This is a genomic window from Vibrio maritimus (assembly GCF_021441885.1).
GTDB classification, from domain to species: Bacteria; Pseudomonadota; Gammaproteobacteria; order Enterobacterales; family Vibrionaceae; genus Vibrio; species Vibrio maritimus_B.
Genome location: NZ_CP090439.1, coordinates 913,782 through 933,338, shown reverse-complemented (window position 1 = coordinate 933,338; position 19,557 = coordinate 913,782). Strand labels below are relative to the sequence as shown.

Annotated in this window: 1 protein-coding gene; it reads right to left on the bottom strand. The window is 49.5% G+C overall.

The window, feature by feature from the left end:
• Positions 1 to 46 precede the first annotated feature (46 nt).
• Complete coding sequence (locus LY387_RS20580) at positions 47 to 19,516, bottom strand: VCBS domain-containing protein (protein ID WP_234497715.1); 19,470 nt, start codon at positions 19,514 to 19,516, stop codon at positions 47 to 49.
• Between the last annotated feature and the right edge of the window lie 41 nt (positions 19,517 to 19,557).

Sequence of the window (19,557 nt, the reverse complement as noted above, 5' to 3'; positions counted from 1 at the left end):
GTCATCGACACAGCCCTTTTTCTATTTAGACGTTTCAACTCAGCGGCTATGGATCAATCTTGATTACGTTCATCGTATCGAGCTGGTTGAGTAACTCAGTCTGATGGTTGCCAGGGTCGTTTATTACACTAGCGTCCGAGATTCCAAGTTCATTCCAGCCAATACCCTCTAGAGTGATGTCCGTTTGCTCGCCATTGTTGGTGACACTGATCACCGTTGTGGCAGTGTCCGTTGCATCGGCAGGGTCATCCGTCACCGAAACTGTTATATTACCCAGCAAGTCTCCGATATTTTCATGTGCTGGCAACAGATCAGAAATATCTAAGATATCGCTGCCAACGCTAAAGTCGGTGACCGTTTGCTCTGCCGGATCGGCAGTTGTCCCTGCCGCATCTTCGGTAAACAAGAATAAATCGTGACCATCGCCTCCGGTTAGGATGTCGTTACCACCGCCACCAAACAAGATATCGCTGTTGTCAGTACCCACGATCGTTTCCGTGGTCGCAGAATCAGTACCCACTTTGATCTGATCTGGAAGCGTCAATTGCTCAGACTGGTATAGCGCAACCAACAGCTCTGTCGGGGTGAAATCACTGATCTCACTTGGCGTTACGCCAAGTAAGGTATGAAGTGCAATACCTTCGAGGACAATAGATTGAACGACAACACCATTGTCGGAAATCTCAAACACAGTATTACCATCATGCTCAGACACACTAAGTTGATCGGTCAATAACTGATCATCTTTAAACGCCACTGCTGTTAAGTCGACAACATCGTGCTTGATGTTTGGGTCACTGCTAGTAAAGTCACGAACATCAAAGTCTTTAATGGTATCGGTGCCTGCCAGATTCGCCGTCTCCCAGCGGAACGTATCTTGCGAATCATTGTCGCTAGTAATACCGCCGCCAGCAGGAATGGTATTACCAAACATCCATTCGTCGTCTGACGTCGCAACTAGAATGTCATCTAGCACGCTGTCACCACGAAGTCCCTGATTACCTGTCACTGTGATAGTGATAGGTTGTTCCACTTCACCAAATCCATCATCAGCAAGGATCGTAAATGTGTCGGTATCGGTTTCACCAGCAGCTAACGCATTGCTACTGCCCGCCAAGAGTACATAAGCCCAAACACCCGACGCGATATTGAAGGTAAACGTGCCGTAGGTTCCTGTCACTGAGTACACATCACCTACCAAGCTTCCACCACGAACGGAGCGCGTCGCCGTATTGTCTGCATCGGCAACCGTCACGGTTCCAGTGACGGAATCGGTTACGCCCTCTTGCACACCTTCCGCTACGTCGCCCGTGATAGTCGGTGCATCATTAGTACCCTTTATCGTGATAGTGACGGTTGAAGTGGTGCCATCAATAGACTGCACATTAAAGGTCTCGACAACTTCTTCACCATCTGCGAGAGAGTTAAGCGCATCGTTCGCGACAAAGCTCCAGTTACCCTCGACGGTAATAGAGAAGGTGCCATAGGTACCATCTGTATCCGTTTGAGCGATAAACTGACCATCAAGGTTATCGACATCCGATGCGGTCAGCGTACCGCTTGTCGATAGTACCGCATCGGTTTCACTCAACCTGACAGCCGCTGAACTCACAGTCGCGGCATCGTTGGTGCCTTCAATGGTGACTTTGACTGTCGAAACAGTGCCGTCGATAGACTGTACATCAAACGAGTCGACCAGCGAGTCGCCATCATTCAAATTATCGTAGGCACTATCTGCGACATAGCTCCAAGCACCATCTTCATCGATCGTAAACACCCCGTGGTCACCTGCCACGCTTGATTGTGCAATGAACTTGTTATCGAGATTGTCAGGATCTGAAGACGTCAGTGTTCCGCCCGTGGACAGCGCTAAATCTGTCTCATCGAGAACTTGATCGACAGCACTAATGGTTGCTGCATCATTGGTACCATTAATGGTTACTTTCACACTAGATTCTGTGCCATCAATAGACTTAACAATGAAAGTATCAGAGACGGAATCACCGCTGTTTAGGTTGTTGAACGCTTCATTCGCAACATAAGTCCATACCCCATCCTCATCAATGGAGAACTGCCCATGATTGCCATTAATACCAGTTTGAGCAATGAAGGTGTCATCATCATTATCGACATCAACAGACTTGAGCGTCCCTCCCGTAGTTAACGCGGCGTTCGTCTCTTGCAGACTTACATCCGCAGAATCCACCGTTGCTGCATCATTGGTACCAGTGATGCCTATCGTCACTTGCGACTTAGTACCATCGATAGAAAAGACATCGAATGACTCCTCAACACGCTCACCATCTGCCAGATTGTCATAAGCGCTATTCGCTTCAAATGTCCAAGCCCCTGACGCACTCAATGTAAAGGTACCTAGTGTGCCCGTTGTGCTTGCCTGAGCAATAAACACATTGTCTAGATTGTCAGGATCGCTTGCGGTTAAGGTGCCACCAGTGGTGAGTACGCTATTACTTTCCGTCAGCTCTACAGCTGCAGCACTGATGGTTGCAGCGTCATTCGTGCCGTTAATTTGTACCGTAACCGTTGATGGTGTGCCATCTGCGGAGGTAACGTCGAAGGTTTCACTGACGTTTTCTCCAACATTTAGATAATCGAACGACTGGTTGGCGATAAAGCTCCAAACACCATCGGCAGCTATCGAGAAACTTCCGTATGTGCCCGTCTCGCTTGAAGGGGTAAACGCATTATTTGGGTTATCAATATCAGTCGACGTTAAGCTATCCGTTATCGTCAGCGCAGCATCGGTTTCATCGGTGATCACGGAGCCAACGCTCACGTGCGCAGCGTCGTTGGTGCCCTCAATTTTTACCGTTACGGACGTTGGAGTGCCGTCAATGGTCGTCACTTGGAACGTCTCAGAGACACTTTGACCTGCATTGAGGTAGTCATAAGACTCACTAGCGGTGAAAGTCCACTTACCATCGGATTCGATACTGAACGTACCATAAGTGCCTTGAACATCGCTTTGAATCGTAAAGGTATCATCGGGATTATCCACGTCTGTGGCGTCAAGGTTGCCAGTAATTTCTAGCGCTGCATCGGTCTCATCACGAGTTTGGGAATCCGAGCTTACGATCGCAGCATCGTTTCTACCTTGGACAGTTACATCGATAGTTTGGGTTATCGCATCCCCTTGAGATACACCGCCGACTAGGCTCTCAATGTAGAGATCAAAACTCTCGTTTACTGGACCATCGTTAAGTGAATCCGCTTTGCTTTGGTCAATGACATATTCCCATTTAACCGTATCAGCGGTATCCCCAGCAATCAGCTTCAATGTTCCGTATGTACCAACGACCTCAGTAACCATTCCTGAATCACTCAGACTAAAGCTGTGTGTATCGCTTTGGTCAACATCGGAAATCTTCACCTCGCCCGCAGCCGTTCCTGACTCCGCACCTATTGGGTCCTCATAAACCGTTCCTGTTGCAACGGTATCGCCAGCGACGACTTGCGGTGCATCATTAGTACCCGTTACTTGGAACTCGACCGTAATGGTATCTGAAGCGCCATGTTCATCAGTGACCTTAACCTCATAAGTTAGCGGTACCGGCAACGTCTCCCCTTCAGAAAGGTACTCGAAATCACCGGTGAGTTCGAACGTCCATGCCCCTGTTGTCGGGTCGACAGTTAGCTCACCTCTTGGGTCTCCCGATACGACTTCCCACTCATGATCATCGGCGATATTGACCGTATCAACATCGCCATCATCGAATGTTCCCGACAGCTGAGTATTGGTGTTCTCGGTCGCCAGTTGCTGACCAATATCAACAATTTGAGGGGCATCATTGGTACCAACGATAGTGATAGAGATTAGGTGCTCATTAGATTCATTAGTCGCAGCCACACCTGAGTCGTCGGTAGCCACCACACTCACTTGGATAGTCTTAGTTTGACCTTTCGCCAGCGCGTTAATCTCAGCGTTGTTTGGGTCAACTTCAAACGTCCAATTGCCATTACTATCAATTGAGAAATTGCCGAGATCACTATCCTGCTTCACTGAGAAAGAGTGATTATCACCCACATCAACATCAGCAACAGTGACCTGACCGCTTGCCGAACTGCCTGGGTTATCACTGACAGAGCCTGTCACGGCACCAGACAGAGTTGGTCTATCGTTAGATCCAGTCACGGTCACTTCAACCGTTTGCGTCACTTCAGCGCCAAAGCTGTCGGTTGCTCGAATTGTAAATTCTTCTGTGACGGAAACCCCCTCTCCCAGCGCCTGCACGTGTGCAGCGTCATTGTACAGCTCGTAGCTCCAGGTGTTTGTATCTGGGTCGACAACAAATTGACCATAGGTACCATTCAAATTAGCAGCCGTTAGAGTCACAGTATCGTTGGTATCAAGATCATCGAGAACAATATCGTTAGTAACCGATACGACACCCGAACCACCTAAATCATCTTCGGTGACTGCGCCATCAACTGTCGACATCGTTGGTGGTTGGTTCTCGCCTTGAATGTTGATGGTAAGAGTTTGCGTGTCCGTTAAACCGCTAGGATCGGTCACTGTCACTTCCCAACTTTGCGCAATAGATTCATTAGCGGCAAGAGCAATGATGTCACTGTTGTTAGGGTCTACCACATAAGACCATGAACCATCACTGTTAAAGGTGAGAGTGCCGTAATCGGTATTGACGTTACCATCTGGCGTTGCCGCCCAAGTATGTAATCCCTGGTCTTGAGTATCGACATCAGAGACTGTTAGCTGACCAGAAATCGTTTGGTCTGAGTCGTCTGCAACGATGGTTTCTTCAACGTCGGCATCCAATGTCGGTGCATCATTCTGACCGTTAACATTAACAACAATTTCCAAGGTTTGCGGCAGGCCACCGTCATCCACGATGGTTTTACCATATTGGTCAACAGCATAAACCTCGAACACATCTTGGCGAGTTTCACCTTCTTGGAGAGATTGTACCGCTTGACTATCGTTGTCGAGCGTAAACACCCATGTTCCATCTTGGTTTACCGTAATGTCACCGTATGTACCGCTGCCATCGATTAGAGTCCAGGTAATTTGATCGCCCAATCCCAAACTTGGATCGAGAGCGAGTGGTCCCCCCGCATCTTGTGAGGTAATGACGATCGAAGCATCACCCGTCCCCGTTTCCGAAGAATCAGCGTTATCCTCGTTTGCCGTAAACGTCTCTACGATGATCTTTTCATCACCGGGGTTGGGGTTATCGACGTTTTCGGCTGATCCCACAATCTTGATTTTTACTTCTCGAATATCGGTCTTGGATACCAATGGTTCGTTAGGATCTGTATCGCTAACTTTCACAAAGAAGGTATCGAAAACTTCATCCTCAGCAGGAAGTTCCACGCCTTGGTCTAAGACATAAGTCCATTGCCCTGTCGTTTGATCGATTGAAAGGCTTCCATATAACCCCTCTGATGAAGCTGGATCACCCTGCAAATCAACAATTGACCACTCGTGGGTTTCACCAAAATCTGGGTCAAAGACACTTAATAGCCCACTCAAAGAATCTGTTACATCTTCTTTGGCTTCTCCTAGCTCTATCGTGCCATTCTCAAAATCACCTGTGTCAGTTTCAAAGGTAATTTCCGGTTTATCTGCTTTCCCCTCTACAGTCACAGTCACATTGACATAGTTACCATCTTCATCAATGACACGCCAAGTTTCAGTGGCCGTCTGCCCTTCCTCTAGTCCTTGCGTAAGTGGAGAGTCATTATCTAATTGATACGTCCATGTTGCATCGCCATTGTCGTTGCTAGCAACCAAAGTACCATAGACACCACCTGATATAGGTGTAACGGTTAGGTCTCCCACTAATGGCGTTGATGCATCTGCGTCGTCATCGCTATCAGTTAGTGTGTCATCTTCTTTTACGTCTAGCAGCGAGTCATCAACTTTAGTAGTACCGCCAGGTCCACCATTGCCAAAATCATTCTGTCCAACGACGTTAATCACTACTGGATAACGTTCAGAGACACCTCCTTCATTGTCAGTCGCAACGACATAAAACGTTTCCTGCTCAGTTTGACCCGCCGTTAAAGCTTGTGTAGCTGGCAAAGAGTTGTCGATGACATACGTCCATTTACCATTATTATCTACAGTAAAGGTACCATAGGCACCTACTCCCGAGTTCTCGATAGACCAAGCCTTTATTGAGCTGTCATTATCAACGTCCGTAGCGACAAGCTGACCCTCAGCTCGAGTTAAATCGACGCCTAAATTCTCAACCGTACCATCTTCTACGACCGTACCATCAGCATCTCCTGCTACTTCTGGGACATCATTTATTCCCTCGATTGTAATAGTGATGTCTTGGGTGATCGTCGCCCCATTTTGGTCTTGAGCGAGAACTGTGAATACTTCTGTTTGAGTTTCTCCATCGGCAAGGGCTTGTAGCGATTCATTGTTGGGGGTAAATTCCCAATTTCCGTCCTTGTCGATCGAAAGGTCTCCACGAAGTCCGTTGTATGTATTGCGAGCTTGACCATCTAGAACGACAAATTCTGCGAAGTCATCGTTATCCACATCTTCAAGGATGGCACGTCCAGTAATAGTCGTATTATCGTCAGATAAATCGTTAGGAGTATCATTGTCCTCGATGAAGCGTCCTGATACGTCACCGGTAACGGTTGGTGCATCATTTTGCCCTTCGATCCTAATCGTCACGAACTCGGTAGAGGTTTCTCCATGACTATCCGTCACTGTGACTTCGAATGTATCGCTTACTCTCTCGCCCGGTTTTAACGATTTGATATCGTCCAACTTATCCAGCTGATCAAAAGTGAACGTCCATTCACCGCTCGACGACAAAATCAACGAGCCATATTCACCACGCCCACTATTTGCATCGGATATTTCCCACTGATGGGTATCATCCGCATCGACATCCCCTGGTCTCAACTGACCAGTTGAAGTGTAATTTCCTGCTTCGATGGTATCTTCAGAAATCGTACGAGTCTGGGCACCGCGAATATTTGGTGCATCATTTTCACCAATGATTTCGATGTTGATATCTTGAATCGATTCATGGCCAAATTTATCAAGCACTCGAATACGAACGGTGTCATCTAGCGTGTCGCCTTTATCCAAGGAATCAACCGCATTCAGGTTATTGTTGAGTACGTACTGCCAGGTACCTGTTGACTCATCGATACTAAAGGTACCGTATTGTCCTTCATCTAGAACGCTCCAAGAGACAACTTCACTCAGATCGGGGTCACCTGCACCAATCACATTATTATCAAGGTCGTTTTGAGTTGGCACCCCTGCGATAATAGTACCTGAGAGCACATCACCATCTTCGATAACATTGTATTCCGGCTTAACAGCGATTTCGGGATCAGTGTTAGTACCTGCAACCGTCACCGTGACAGTGATAGTGTCCGTTAATCCACCTTCATCGGTAACGACAATATCGAAGGTATCAGTGCGAGACTCTCCTGGCGGGATCTCACGCGTGGCATCCCAGTCACTTTGCAACTGATACGTCCATTTGCCGTTGTCATCAACCGACATATAGCCGTAGGTACCCGTTGCTTGTCCGGTACCAGAATCCTCATTTTCAACCGCCCAGGTATGAGAGTCGGTTGTATCAACATCACTTACCGACAAGTCACCCGTGGCTGTTGAACGACCCGTAGACGCTTCAATCACGCTGCCCGACGTCTCACCTTTGACCTCTGGCGCATCGTTGGTGCCTTTGATTGTCACGGTGATCGTTTGAGTCGCAGTGTTATCGCTCGCTCCAGAGTCATCTCTCACTGTGACCGTGAAGGTGTCTGTCAGCGTCTCGGCGTCGATGCCTTTAAGCCCTTGTACGGTTGGGTTACTGTTGTTGAGGGTATACACCCACTCACCCGTTTGTGGATCTATGGATATGCTGCCGTATTGACCTTTGGTTGAATTGATAAACCAGGTGTGGTCATCACCAATATCGACATCTCCGTCTGTCAAAGTACCGGTAGCAGTAATTGGATTGGCCGTGTCATTATCAGGATGGGCATCTTCGGTTACTTCACCACTCAATGTACCGCCAATCACTGGGCGATCATTGTCACCATTGACGGTAATCGTGATCGTTTTTGTGCTCACGGCATTGTATTTATCAGTCACGCTTACTGAGAAGGTTTCTGTCACGACACTATCGTGCGCTAATCCATCCACCGATGCCTTTTGACCATCGCTCACGCCAAGAGTATACAACCATTCACCCGTCGCTGGGTCTAGTGTTAATGTACCGTAAGTTCCCACCCCAGCATTTGAATCATTGATTACCCATGACTCTGTTTCATTTTCATCAGGATCTTGGGTACTAAGATCGGCACCAACAGTTTGTTCATAGCCATCAACCTCATATAAGATACCCGTTCTAGTACCCCCGATATCTGGCGCATCATTAGTGCCTATGACATCAATGCGAACCTCAAACACTTTAGTTGCAGTGCCATCTGTGACTTCAACTTCAAAGATCTTTTCGCCACCAGTTTGTCCGGCTTCGTACCTTACTCCCTGCTCTAGATGGTCAGACAGAGATTGGTCTAGGGTGTACGTCCATTTACCGTTTTGGTCAATCGATAGTGAACCAAGGTTACCTTGAGGATCGACGACTCTGTATTGGAAAGTATCATTAATATCAATGTCGTCGACATCGATGACACCGCTTTCTGTCACATCTAGATCTTCGACTAGAGTTGCACTGTCATCACCGCTGAGCACCAACGCATCGTTGGTGCCAGTCACATCTATGGTGACATTTTGAGTACGCGTTCCGCCATTCCCGTCATCAACCTGAACCGTAAACGTCTCTGTGACTAGTTGATCTTGACTTAGAGAATCCGCTTTAGCGTTATCTAACGTATATTCCCAAGTGCCTGTTGTCGCATTAATCGTAAACGAACCATATTGCCCTTCAGAGGAACCTACAACAGACCAAGTATGCACATCAGTGACGTCTACATCTCTAGGATTAAGATCCCCTGTTGCAGTCACAGTGCTGTCATCACCCTCTGCATTTTCAGTCACATCTCCCGTTCTATCACCTCGGATTCGAGGTCTATCATTAGTACCTGTAATCGTGATAGTGATGGTTTCAAACGAAGTGCCATCGACAGAGTAAACTCTAAATGACTCTTGCATCGTTTCATCAAGACCCAGCTGCTGAATTGCGCGTTCGCGCGTGTTCACTTCGTAGTCCCAATCACCCTGAGCATTGATAGTAAGGGTTCCAAGCGGCGAGCCTTGAGGTTCAACCGTTGTGTTGAATAAGCTTTCTCCCGTATCGACGTCATCAACGCGAAGTGAGCCTTCACTTTTTATGTATCGTACGCCATCTTCTCGAATCACATTCCTGTCTTCGATAACATCACCAGTATTGGTCCCGGAGATAGTTGGCTGGTCATTGGTACCGTTAATCGTTACCGTTAATGTCTGGCTTATGTAGGCGTCTCGGTCATCAATAATAAATGCATCAATATCAACGGTTGTAGATTCACCTTCACGTAATGCTTGGGTCGCGGGTTTGGTATTATCTAGAGTAAATGTCCAGCTGCCATCGGCGTTGATGTTGAACGTACCGTAATCGTTTTCGACACTTGTACTCGTGTTGTCAGAATCAAACGCGAAGTTAAGATCGGCGTTATCCGCTAAATCATAATCCGCGGCATTTATTTGACCTTCGGCTAATTGATCTCCCGCTTCATTGAAACCCGATTCTGTTACGGAGTCAGTGAAGATACCGCCTGTTGTCAGGTACGGTTTATCATTCGTGCCTTCCACCGTAATGGTCACGGTTCGCGTCGCGGTCACGTTTTGATCGTCGGTCACCACCACATCGAAGGTGACCGTTGCGCTCTCACCTTCTTCCAGCGCTTGCGTCGCTCCAGCGCCGTTGTCGAGCTCAAACGTCCACAGACCATTTTGGTCGATGGATACCGTGCCGTATGGGTTCGCATCGTTTTCAATGCTGTAATCCAGCACGTCACCTTCGGCGAGGTCGACATCGCTCGCGAAAATCTGACCATCGATAGTCGGCGTGCCCGCAACCGTATCGCCCGCGTCTTCATGGCCCGCTTCCACCACGGTGCCTGTGATTTCACTGGTATTCGCAATCACAGGCGCATCATTGGTACCGTTGATGGTGACCGTCAGGTTTTGACTGATGTACGCGTCGCGGTCATCGATGATGTAGGCGTTGATGTCAACGGTGACAGACTCGCCCGTTTCCAGCGCTTGCGTGGCGGGTTTAGTGTTATCTAATGTGAAGGTCCAACTGCCATCGGCGTTGATGTTGAACGTACCGTAATCGTTCTCGACGCTGGTCGTGGTGTTACTTGAGTCAAACGCAAAGTTTAGGTCGGTGTTATCCGCTAAATCGTAATCCGCGGCATTGATTTGACCTTCGGCTAATTGATCTCCCGCTTCATTAAAACCAGACTCAGTGACCGAGTCCGTGAAGATACCGCCCGTGGTGAGATACGGTTTATCGTTGGTCCCTTCCACTGTGATAGTCACGGTTTGTGTCGCGGTGACGTTTTGATCGTCGGTCACCACCACATCGAAGGTGACCTCAACGCTGTCGCCCTCTTCTAGTGCTTGCGTCGCCGCCGAAGTGTTATCCAGCTCAAACGTCCACAGACCGTTTTGATCGATGGATACACTACCGTAAGGGTTCGAGTCGTTTACAACGCTGTAATCGAGGACGTCACCTTCAGCTAGGTCGACATCGCTCGCGAAGATTTGACCATCGATAGTAGGCGTGCCTGCAACGGTGTCACCGTCGTCCTCATGGCCCGCTTCAACCACGGTGCCGGTGATTTCACTGGTATTAGCAATCACTGGCGCATCGTTGGTGCCATTGATGGTCACGATCAGGTTTTGACTGATGTATGCGTCGCGGTCATCGATGATGTAGGCGTTGATATCGACGGTAACGGATTCACCCGCTTCCAGCGCTTGCGTCGCTGGTTTGGTGTTATCGAGCGTGAAGGTCCAACTACCATCAGCGTTGATGTTGAACGTACCGTAAGCATTCTCGACGCTGGTCGTGGTGTTGCCAGAATCAAACGCGAAGCTCAGTTGCTGACCATCGGCTAAATCGTAATCTGCAGAATTAATTTGACCTTCGGCTAATTGCTCTCCCGCTTGATTGAAACCAGATTCAGTGACCGAGTCAGCAAAGATACCGCCTGTTGTCAGGTACGGTTTGTCGTTGGTACCTTGCACTGTGATGGTCACGGTTTGCGTGGCTGTCACGTTTTGATCATCAGTCACCACCACATCGAAGGTCACCGTTGCGCTCTCGCCCTCTTCTAGCGCTTGTGTGGCTGCAGCGCCGTTATCCAACTCAAACGTCCACAAACCGTTTTGGTTAATGGAAACCGTGCCGTATGGGTTCGCATCGTTTTCGATACTGTAATCAAGGACGTCACCCTCGGCGAGATCGACATCGCTCGCGAAAATTTGACCATCGATGATAGGCGTACCTACCACGGTATCGCCCGCATCCTCATGGCCCGCTTCAACCACAGTACCGGCAATTTCACTGGTATTAGCAATCACAGGGGCATCGTTAGTGCCGTTGATGGTGACCGTCAGGTTTTGACTGATGTACGCGTCGCGGTCATCGATGATGTAGGCGTTGATGTCCACGGTGACAGACTCACCCGCTTCGAGCGCTTGCGTGGATGGTTTGGTGTTGTCGAGCGTGAAGGTCCAGCTGCCATCGGCGTTGATGTTAAACGTACCGTAAGCGTTCTCAACACTGGTCGTGGTGTTGCCAGAGTCAAACGCGAAGCTCAGTTGCTGACCATCCGCGAGGTCGTAATCCGCGGCATTAATTTGACCTTCCGCTAATTGGTCGCCGATTTCATTGAAACCCGATTCCGTGACCGAATCAGTAAAGATACCGCCCGTGGTGAGGTACGGTTTATCATTGGTGCCTTCCACTGTGATGGTCACGGTTTGCGTGGCTGTCACGTTTTGATCGTCGGTCACCACCACATCGAAGGTCACCGTCGCGCTCTCACCTTCTTCCAGTGCTTGCGTGGCCGCAGCGCCGTTATCCAGCTCAAACGTCCATAGACCGTTTTGGTCAATGGATACACTGCCATAAGGGTTCGAGTCGTTTAAAACGCTGTAATCAAGGACGTCACCTTCAGCTAGGTCGACATCGCTCGCGAAGATTTGACCATCAATAGTAGGCGTACCTGCAACGGTATCGCCTGCGTCCTCATGCCCCGCTTCAACCACAGTACCGGTAATTTCACTGGTATTCGCAATCACAGGTGCATCGTTGGTGCCGTTGATGGTGACCGTCAGGTTTTGACTGATGTACGCGTCGCGGTCATCGATGATGTAGGCATTGATGCCGACCGTGACGGACTCGCCAGCTTCCAACGCTTGCGTCGCGGGTTTGGTGTTATCTAATGTGAAGGTCCAACTGCCATCGGCATTGATGTTGAACGTACCGTAAGCGTTCTCAACGCTGGTCGTCGTGTTACTTGAGTCAAACGCAAAGTTTAGGTCGGCGTTATCCGCTAAATCGTAATCCGCCGCATTGATTTGACCTTCAGCTAATTGGTCTCCGGCTTCATTGAAACCAGCCTCGGTCACTGAGTCAGCGAAGATGCCGCCTGTTGTCAGATACGGTTTATCATTCGTGCCTTCCACTGTGATGGTCACGGTTTGCGTGGCTGTCACGTTTTGATCGTCGGTGACCACCACATCGAAGGTCACCGTCGCGCTCTCACCTTCTTCCAGTGCTTGCGTGGCCGCAGCGCCGTTATCCAGCTCAAACGTCCATAGACCGTTTTGGTCAATGGATACACTGCCATAAGGGTTCGAGTCGTTTAAAACGCTGTAATCAAGGACGTCACCTTCAGCTAGGTCGACATCGCTAGCGAAGATTTGACCATCAATAGTAGGCGTACCTGCAACGGTATCGCCTGCGTCCTCATGCCCCGCTTCAACCACAGTACCGGTAATTTCACTGGTATTCGCAATCACAGGTGCATCGTTGGTGCCGTTGATGGTGACCGTCAGGTTTTGACTGATGTACGCGTCGCGGTCATCGATGATGTAGGCATTGATGCCGACCGTGACGGACTCGCCAGCTTCCAACGCTTGCGTCGCGGGTTTGGTGTTATCTAATGTGAAGGTCCAACTGCCATCGGCATTGATGTTGAACGTACCGTAAGCATTCTCAACGCTGGTCGTCGTGTTACTTGAGTCAAACGCAAAGTTTAGGTCGGCGTTATCCGCTAAATCGTAATCCGCCGCATTGATTTGACCTTCAGCTAATTGGTCTCCGGCTTCATTGAAACCAGCCTCGGTCACTGAGTCAGCGAAGATGCCGCCTGTTGTCAGATACGGTTTATCATTCGTGCCTTCCACTGTGATGGTCACGGTTTGTGTCGCGGTCACGTTTTGATCGTCGGTCACCACCACATCGAAGGTGACCGTCGCGCTCTCACCTTCTTCCAATGCTTGCGTGGCCGCAGCGCCGTTATCAAGCTCGAATGTCCACAAACCGTTTTGGTCAATAGATACCGTGCCGTATGGGTTCGAATCATTTTCAATGCTGTAATCGAGCACGTCCCCCTCGGCGAGGTCGACATCGCTAGCGAAGATTTGACCATCGATAGTAGACGTACCGGCAACGGTATCGCCTGCGTCCTCATGCCCCGCTTCAACCACAGTACCGGTAATTTCACTGGTATTCGCAATCACAGGGGCATCATTGGTGCCGTTGATGGTGACCGTCAGGTTTTGACTGATGTACGCGTCGCGGTCATCGATGATGTAGGCGTTGATGTCAACGGTGACAGACTCGCCCGCTTCCAACGCTTGCGTGGCGGGTTTGGTGTTATCTAATGTGAAGGTCCAGCTGCCATCGGCGTTGATGTTGAACGTACCGTAGTCGTTCTCGACACTGGTCATGGCGTTGCCGGAATCAAACGCGAAGCTCAGCGCTGCGTTATCCGCTAAATCGTAATCCGCGGCATTGATTTGGCCTTCGGCTAATTGGTCTCCGGTTTCATTGAAACCAGCCTCGGTCACTGAGTCAGCGAAGATACCGCCCGTGGTGAGATACGGTTTATCATTGGTCCCTTCCACTGTGATAGTCACGGTTTGTGTCGCGGTGACGTTTTGATCGTCGGTCACCACCACATCGAAGGTGACCGTCGCGCTCTCACCCTCTTCCAGTGCTTGCGTCGCCGCTGCGCCGTTATCTAGCTCAAACGTCCACAGACCATTTTGATCGATGGATACACTGCCGTATGGGTTCGAGTCGTTCACAACGCTGTAATCGAGGACGTCACCGTCGGCGAGGTCGACATCGCTCGCGAAGATTTGACCATCGATAGTAGGCGTACCTGCAACGGTATCGCCTGCGTCTTCATGACCTGCTTCAGTGACCGTGCCCACTATCTCACTGGTGTCGGCAATCACTGGCGCATCGTTGGTGCCGTTGATGGTCACTGTCAGGTTTTGACTGATGTACGCATCGCGGTCATCGATGATGTAGGCATTGATGTCGACGGTGACTGACTCGCCAGCTTCCAGCGCTTGCGTCGCTGGTTTGGTGTTATCAAGCGTGAAGCTCCAACTGCCATCGGCGTTGATGTTGAACGTACCGTAGTCATTCTCAACGCTGGTCGTGGTGTTGCCGGAATCAAACGCGAAGCTCAGCGCTGCGTTATCCGCTAAATCGTAATCCGCGGCATTTATTTGACCTTCGGCTAACTGGTCGCCCGCTTCATTGAAGCCAGACTCAGTGACCGAGTCAGCGAAGATACCGCCGGTGGTCAGATACGGTTTATCGTTGGTGCCTTCCAACGTGATGGTCACGGTTTGTGTCGCGGTGACGTTTTGATCGTCGGTCACCACCACATCGAAGGTCACCGTCGCGCTCTCACCCTCTTCTAGGGCTTGCGTCGCTACAGCGCCGTTATCCAGCTCAAATGTCCAAAGACCATTTTGGTCAATGGATACCGTGCCGTATGGGTTCGCATCGTTTTCAATGCTGTAATCGAGCATGTCCCCCTCGGCGAGGTCGACATCGCTCGCGAAAATCTGACCATCGATAATTGGCGTACCTGCAACGGTATCGCCTGCGTCCTCATGACCTGCTTCAGTGACCGTGCCCACGATCTCACTGGTGTCGGCAATCACAGGCGCATCGTTGGTGCCGTTGATGGTCACAGTCAGGTTTTGACTGATGTACGCGTCGCGGTCATCGATGATGTAGGCATTGATGTCGACGGTGACGGATTCACCCGCTTCCAGCGCTTGCGTGGCCGGTTTGGTGTTATCGAGTGTGAAGGTCCAGCTGCCGTCAGAGTTAATGTTGAACGTCCCGTACGCGTTTTCAACGCTGGTCGTAGTATTGCCAGAGTCAAACGCAAAGCTCAGCGCTGCATTATCCGCTAAATCGTAATCCGCGGCATTTATTTGACCTTCGGCTAATTGGTCTCCGGCTTCATTGAAGCCCGACTCTGTCACCGAGTCAGCGAAGATGCCGCCTGTTGTCAGGTACGGTTTATCGTTGGTGCCTTCCACCGTGATGGTCACGGTTTGCGTCGCGGTGACGTTTTGATCGTCGGTCACAACCACATCGAAGGTAACTGTCGCGCTCTCGCCCTCTTCCAATGCTTGTGTTGCCGCAGCGCCGTTATCCAGCTCAAATGTCCACAGACCGTTTTGGTCAATAGATACGCTGCCATAAGGGTTCGCATCGTTTTCAATGCTGTAATCGAGCACGTCCCCCTCGGCGAGGTCGACATCGCTCGCGAAAATCTGACCATCGATAATTGGCGTACCTGCAACGGTATCGCCTGCGTCCTCATGACCTGCTTCAGTGACCGTGCCCACGATCTCACTGGTGTCGGCAATCACAGGCGCATCGTTGGTGCCGTTGATGGTCACAGTCAGGTTTTGACTGATGTACGCGTCGCGGTCATCGATGATGTAGGCATTGATGTCGACGGTGACGGATTCACCCGCTTCCAGCGCTTGCGTGGCCGGCTTGGTGTTATCGAGTGTGAAGGTCCAGCTGCCGTCAGCGTTAATGTTGAACGTCCCGTACGCGTTTTCAACGCTGGTCGTAGTATTGCCAGAGTCAAACGCAAAGCTCAGCGCTGCATTATCCGCTAAATCGTAATCCGCGGCATTTATTTGACCTTCGGCTAACTGATCCCCAGACTCGCTATGTCCTATTTCCCTGACAGAATCAACAACCGTACTTCCCTCAGTTAAGTAAGGTTTGTCATTGGTTCCTTGGATAGTAATGGTCACTTCTTTCGTTGAAGATAAGTGCTTATCATCAGTGACTACAACATCAAACGTAACCGTCGCAGTTTCGCCTTCTTCTAGCTTTTGCGTCGCATCAGCGTCATTAGCAAGCTCGAACGTCCAGAGTCCATTTTGATCAATGGAAACAGAGCCGTAAGGGTTCGAATCATTCGCTACACTGAAGTCCAACACTTCACCGTCAGCAAGATCGACATCACTCGTCACTAGCTGTCCACTAATCGCTGAAGTACCATCTACGACAGCTCCAGCATCTAAATGTCCAGCTTCAACAACCGTGCCAGCTAATTCACTGCTATCGGCAATAACAGGAGCGTCGTTGGTGCCGTTTATCGTAATTACAATGTCAAACGATGTGCCATCTGCAGATAGTACGGTGAAGGTTTCAGTCGCCGTATCTCCAGTCGACAAATACTCTACTGCCGAATTCGCGATGTCATAGGTCCAAGAGCCATCTTCTAGTAACGTGAGTGTGCCTACCGCACCGTTTTCTCCACCTGCCACAGTACTGACCGAGGTAAACGTTGTGGGATCAGTCTGGAACACTTCCTCATCAGCACCATCAACATCATCAATGGTAAGCTTTCCGCTATCTGACAGAATGGTAAGCGTATCGTCTTCTGTGACGGTACCTTCATCATTAGAGCCCGCGATTAAAACAGGTACATCGTTCGTCCCTACGATATCCACCGTTATGGTGTGCTCGGTGCCATCTACTGTTTTGACCGTAAAGGTTTGCTTGACGGTTTCTCCAGCACCTAAAGCTTGAACTTGAGCATCCTCGTTGGGAATCGTGAAGACCCAATTGCCCACTTCGTCAATCGTCAGTTCTCCATTGGTAAAGTTTCCATCACCAACAACAACCTCGGATTGAAACTTAGACTCACCATCATCTACATCACTGACGGTAAGCGTATCCTCCACAGTTAACTGATTTGTATCGGCGTCAATATCATCAATATTGTCTTCTGTTAACTGACCAAAAGATGTACCCACAATAGATGGAGCATCGTTAGTACCCACAATGGTAATGGTGAGTGTTTCGGTGTTTTCAGCACCAAACTCATCCCGAACAATAACCTGATAAGTTATATCTACTGTGTCACCGGCGTTGAGAGCTTGCGTTGTGGCTGAGTTATTATCCAGCTCAAATGTCCACTCACCATTTGGCTTTAGAACAAATTGACCATAGTCACTGGCACCGTCTTCAACATAGAATGTTAGCGTTGCATCCGCATCTACGTCCTCACCGACGAGTGTTCCTGACGCTGAAGGAGTACCATCAACATTTTTTCCCGACTCCACAACGGTGCCCGATAGCTCACTAGATGAAGCGATCGTTGGTTGATCATTGGTACCAAAGATTTCAACGATAATTGGCTGGATGACGAAAGCACCTGTCTCATCTGCAACTTTCACGTTAAAAACAGCTTCGACTGTTTGTCCCTCTTTAAGCGCTTGAGATTCCGTCGAAGTATTGTCCAACGTAAAGCGCCAAACACCAGTAGACTCCTCAACGGCAAACGTTCCATAAGGGCTGGTGTCTGATGTCGTAAAGCTTAACGTTCCGTCGCTATCTGAAGCCCTAATGATTCCCGTGTCGGTATCTTTACCAGGAACCACCGTGCCGTCATCTCGATTACCTGCCTCACTCACAGCACCTGTAGTACCGCGCGGGTCTTTAATCTCAGGCGTGTCGTTAGTACCAATTATCGTAATCGACACAACCTCTTCGCTTTTGGCTCCAAACTCGTCCGTCACTGATACCGTGTAGTTAATGGTCTTGGATTCACCATCGGCAAGCGCTTGAGTCACAGAAGCATCGTTGTCTAAGTCAAACTGCCACTTGCCGTTCTCATCGATAGAGAAAAAGCCGTACTCAGTTTGCGCAGACTCTACTTGGAAGGTCAGACTAGCGTCATCGTCGACATCGGTAACAGACAAAGTACCTAAAGCGATGTTGTCACTGCCAATACCGTCACCTTGCTCTGTAACGGTTCCGGCCGCATCACCACCAGCGTCAAACGTAGGTAGATCGTTAGTACCATTTATCGTCAGCGTTAACGTCTCTGTTACCACCGCACCTTTATCATCGGTAACGGTTATCTCGAACGACGTTTCAACTGACTCTCCCTCTTTCAGGCTTTGCGTTGCTGAAGAGCGGTTATCAAGAGTGAAGACCCATTCACCTGTCTGTGGGTCGACGCTCAATTGTCCGTATTCATTGGTATCGGCCTGAACGCCGTAAGTAAGAACTGAGTCCGTATCATTGTCTTGAGCGACAATTGTGCCTGTCGCAGTATTTACGCCCTCTACGACTTGACCATCATCTAGATTCCCCGCCTCGACTAGGGTTCCATCGCCTACATCGTCGATAACCGGAATATCATTAACAGGGTTGATGGTAAGGAGAACACCACCTTCTTGAACCGAGTTTTCCTGCCCTTGCCCATCATCCGCAGAATAGGTGAACTGACCCGCATCATCGCCGAGAGTGTATTCTTCAGGGGCATCGAACTGCAGGCTTTCAAACTCTTGTTGTGTAAGGGTTTGACCAAGGATAACGGGCGTACCGTCTGCAAGAGTAATTTGTCCTAGGACTGGGAGTTCTGTAATGGTGACAATAACCGAGTTACCGTCAGCATCACTGGGAAAGGTTAGCCCCAGTTCACCGTCGGTCGACTCCTCATCAAAAGTGCGAGCATCAAAGACCGTAACTGGCGCAGAGTTAATGAAGATATCAACGAGCGTGTTTGTCTGAGTTGGAGAGAGCGCCTGTCTATCGAGACCGATAGTTTCAAAAAGCGTTTCCGCTAAAATTTGTACCTGCGTTGCTTCTACCGTCGCTGCATCGGTAATACTTGAGCTCAACTCACCACCAGCAGCGGTAGCCTGGTCTTCATTTTGAGTCGGGTCTTCACCTGCCTCAATCTGAGCAATGATGTCAGCCGCGTCCTGGTCATCACCGAACGCCAGGGACAAGCTTGAATCGTCGCCACTTTGTTCACCGAAGCTTTGTTCGCCGAAGTTTTGTGCAAACAAAGCTTCTCTAAGCTCTACATCTGGAACTAAGTTATCGGGTGATAGCTCCACATCTCCGGGACGGGCTTCAATACCTTCTGGCAATAAAACTATTTTCCCATTCTTATCAAGAACTAACGTACCCGATATTTCTACCAGCCCCAATAATGCAGCAACATTCATGGCGAACTCCTCAACAACCGTCGCTTTTGGACACAAGCAAT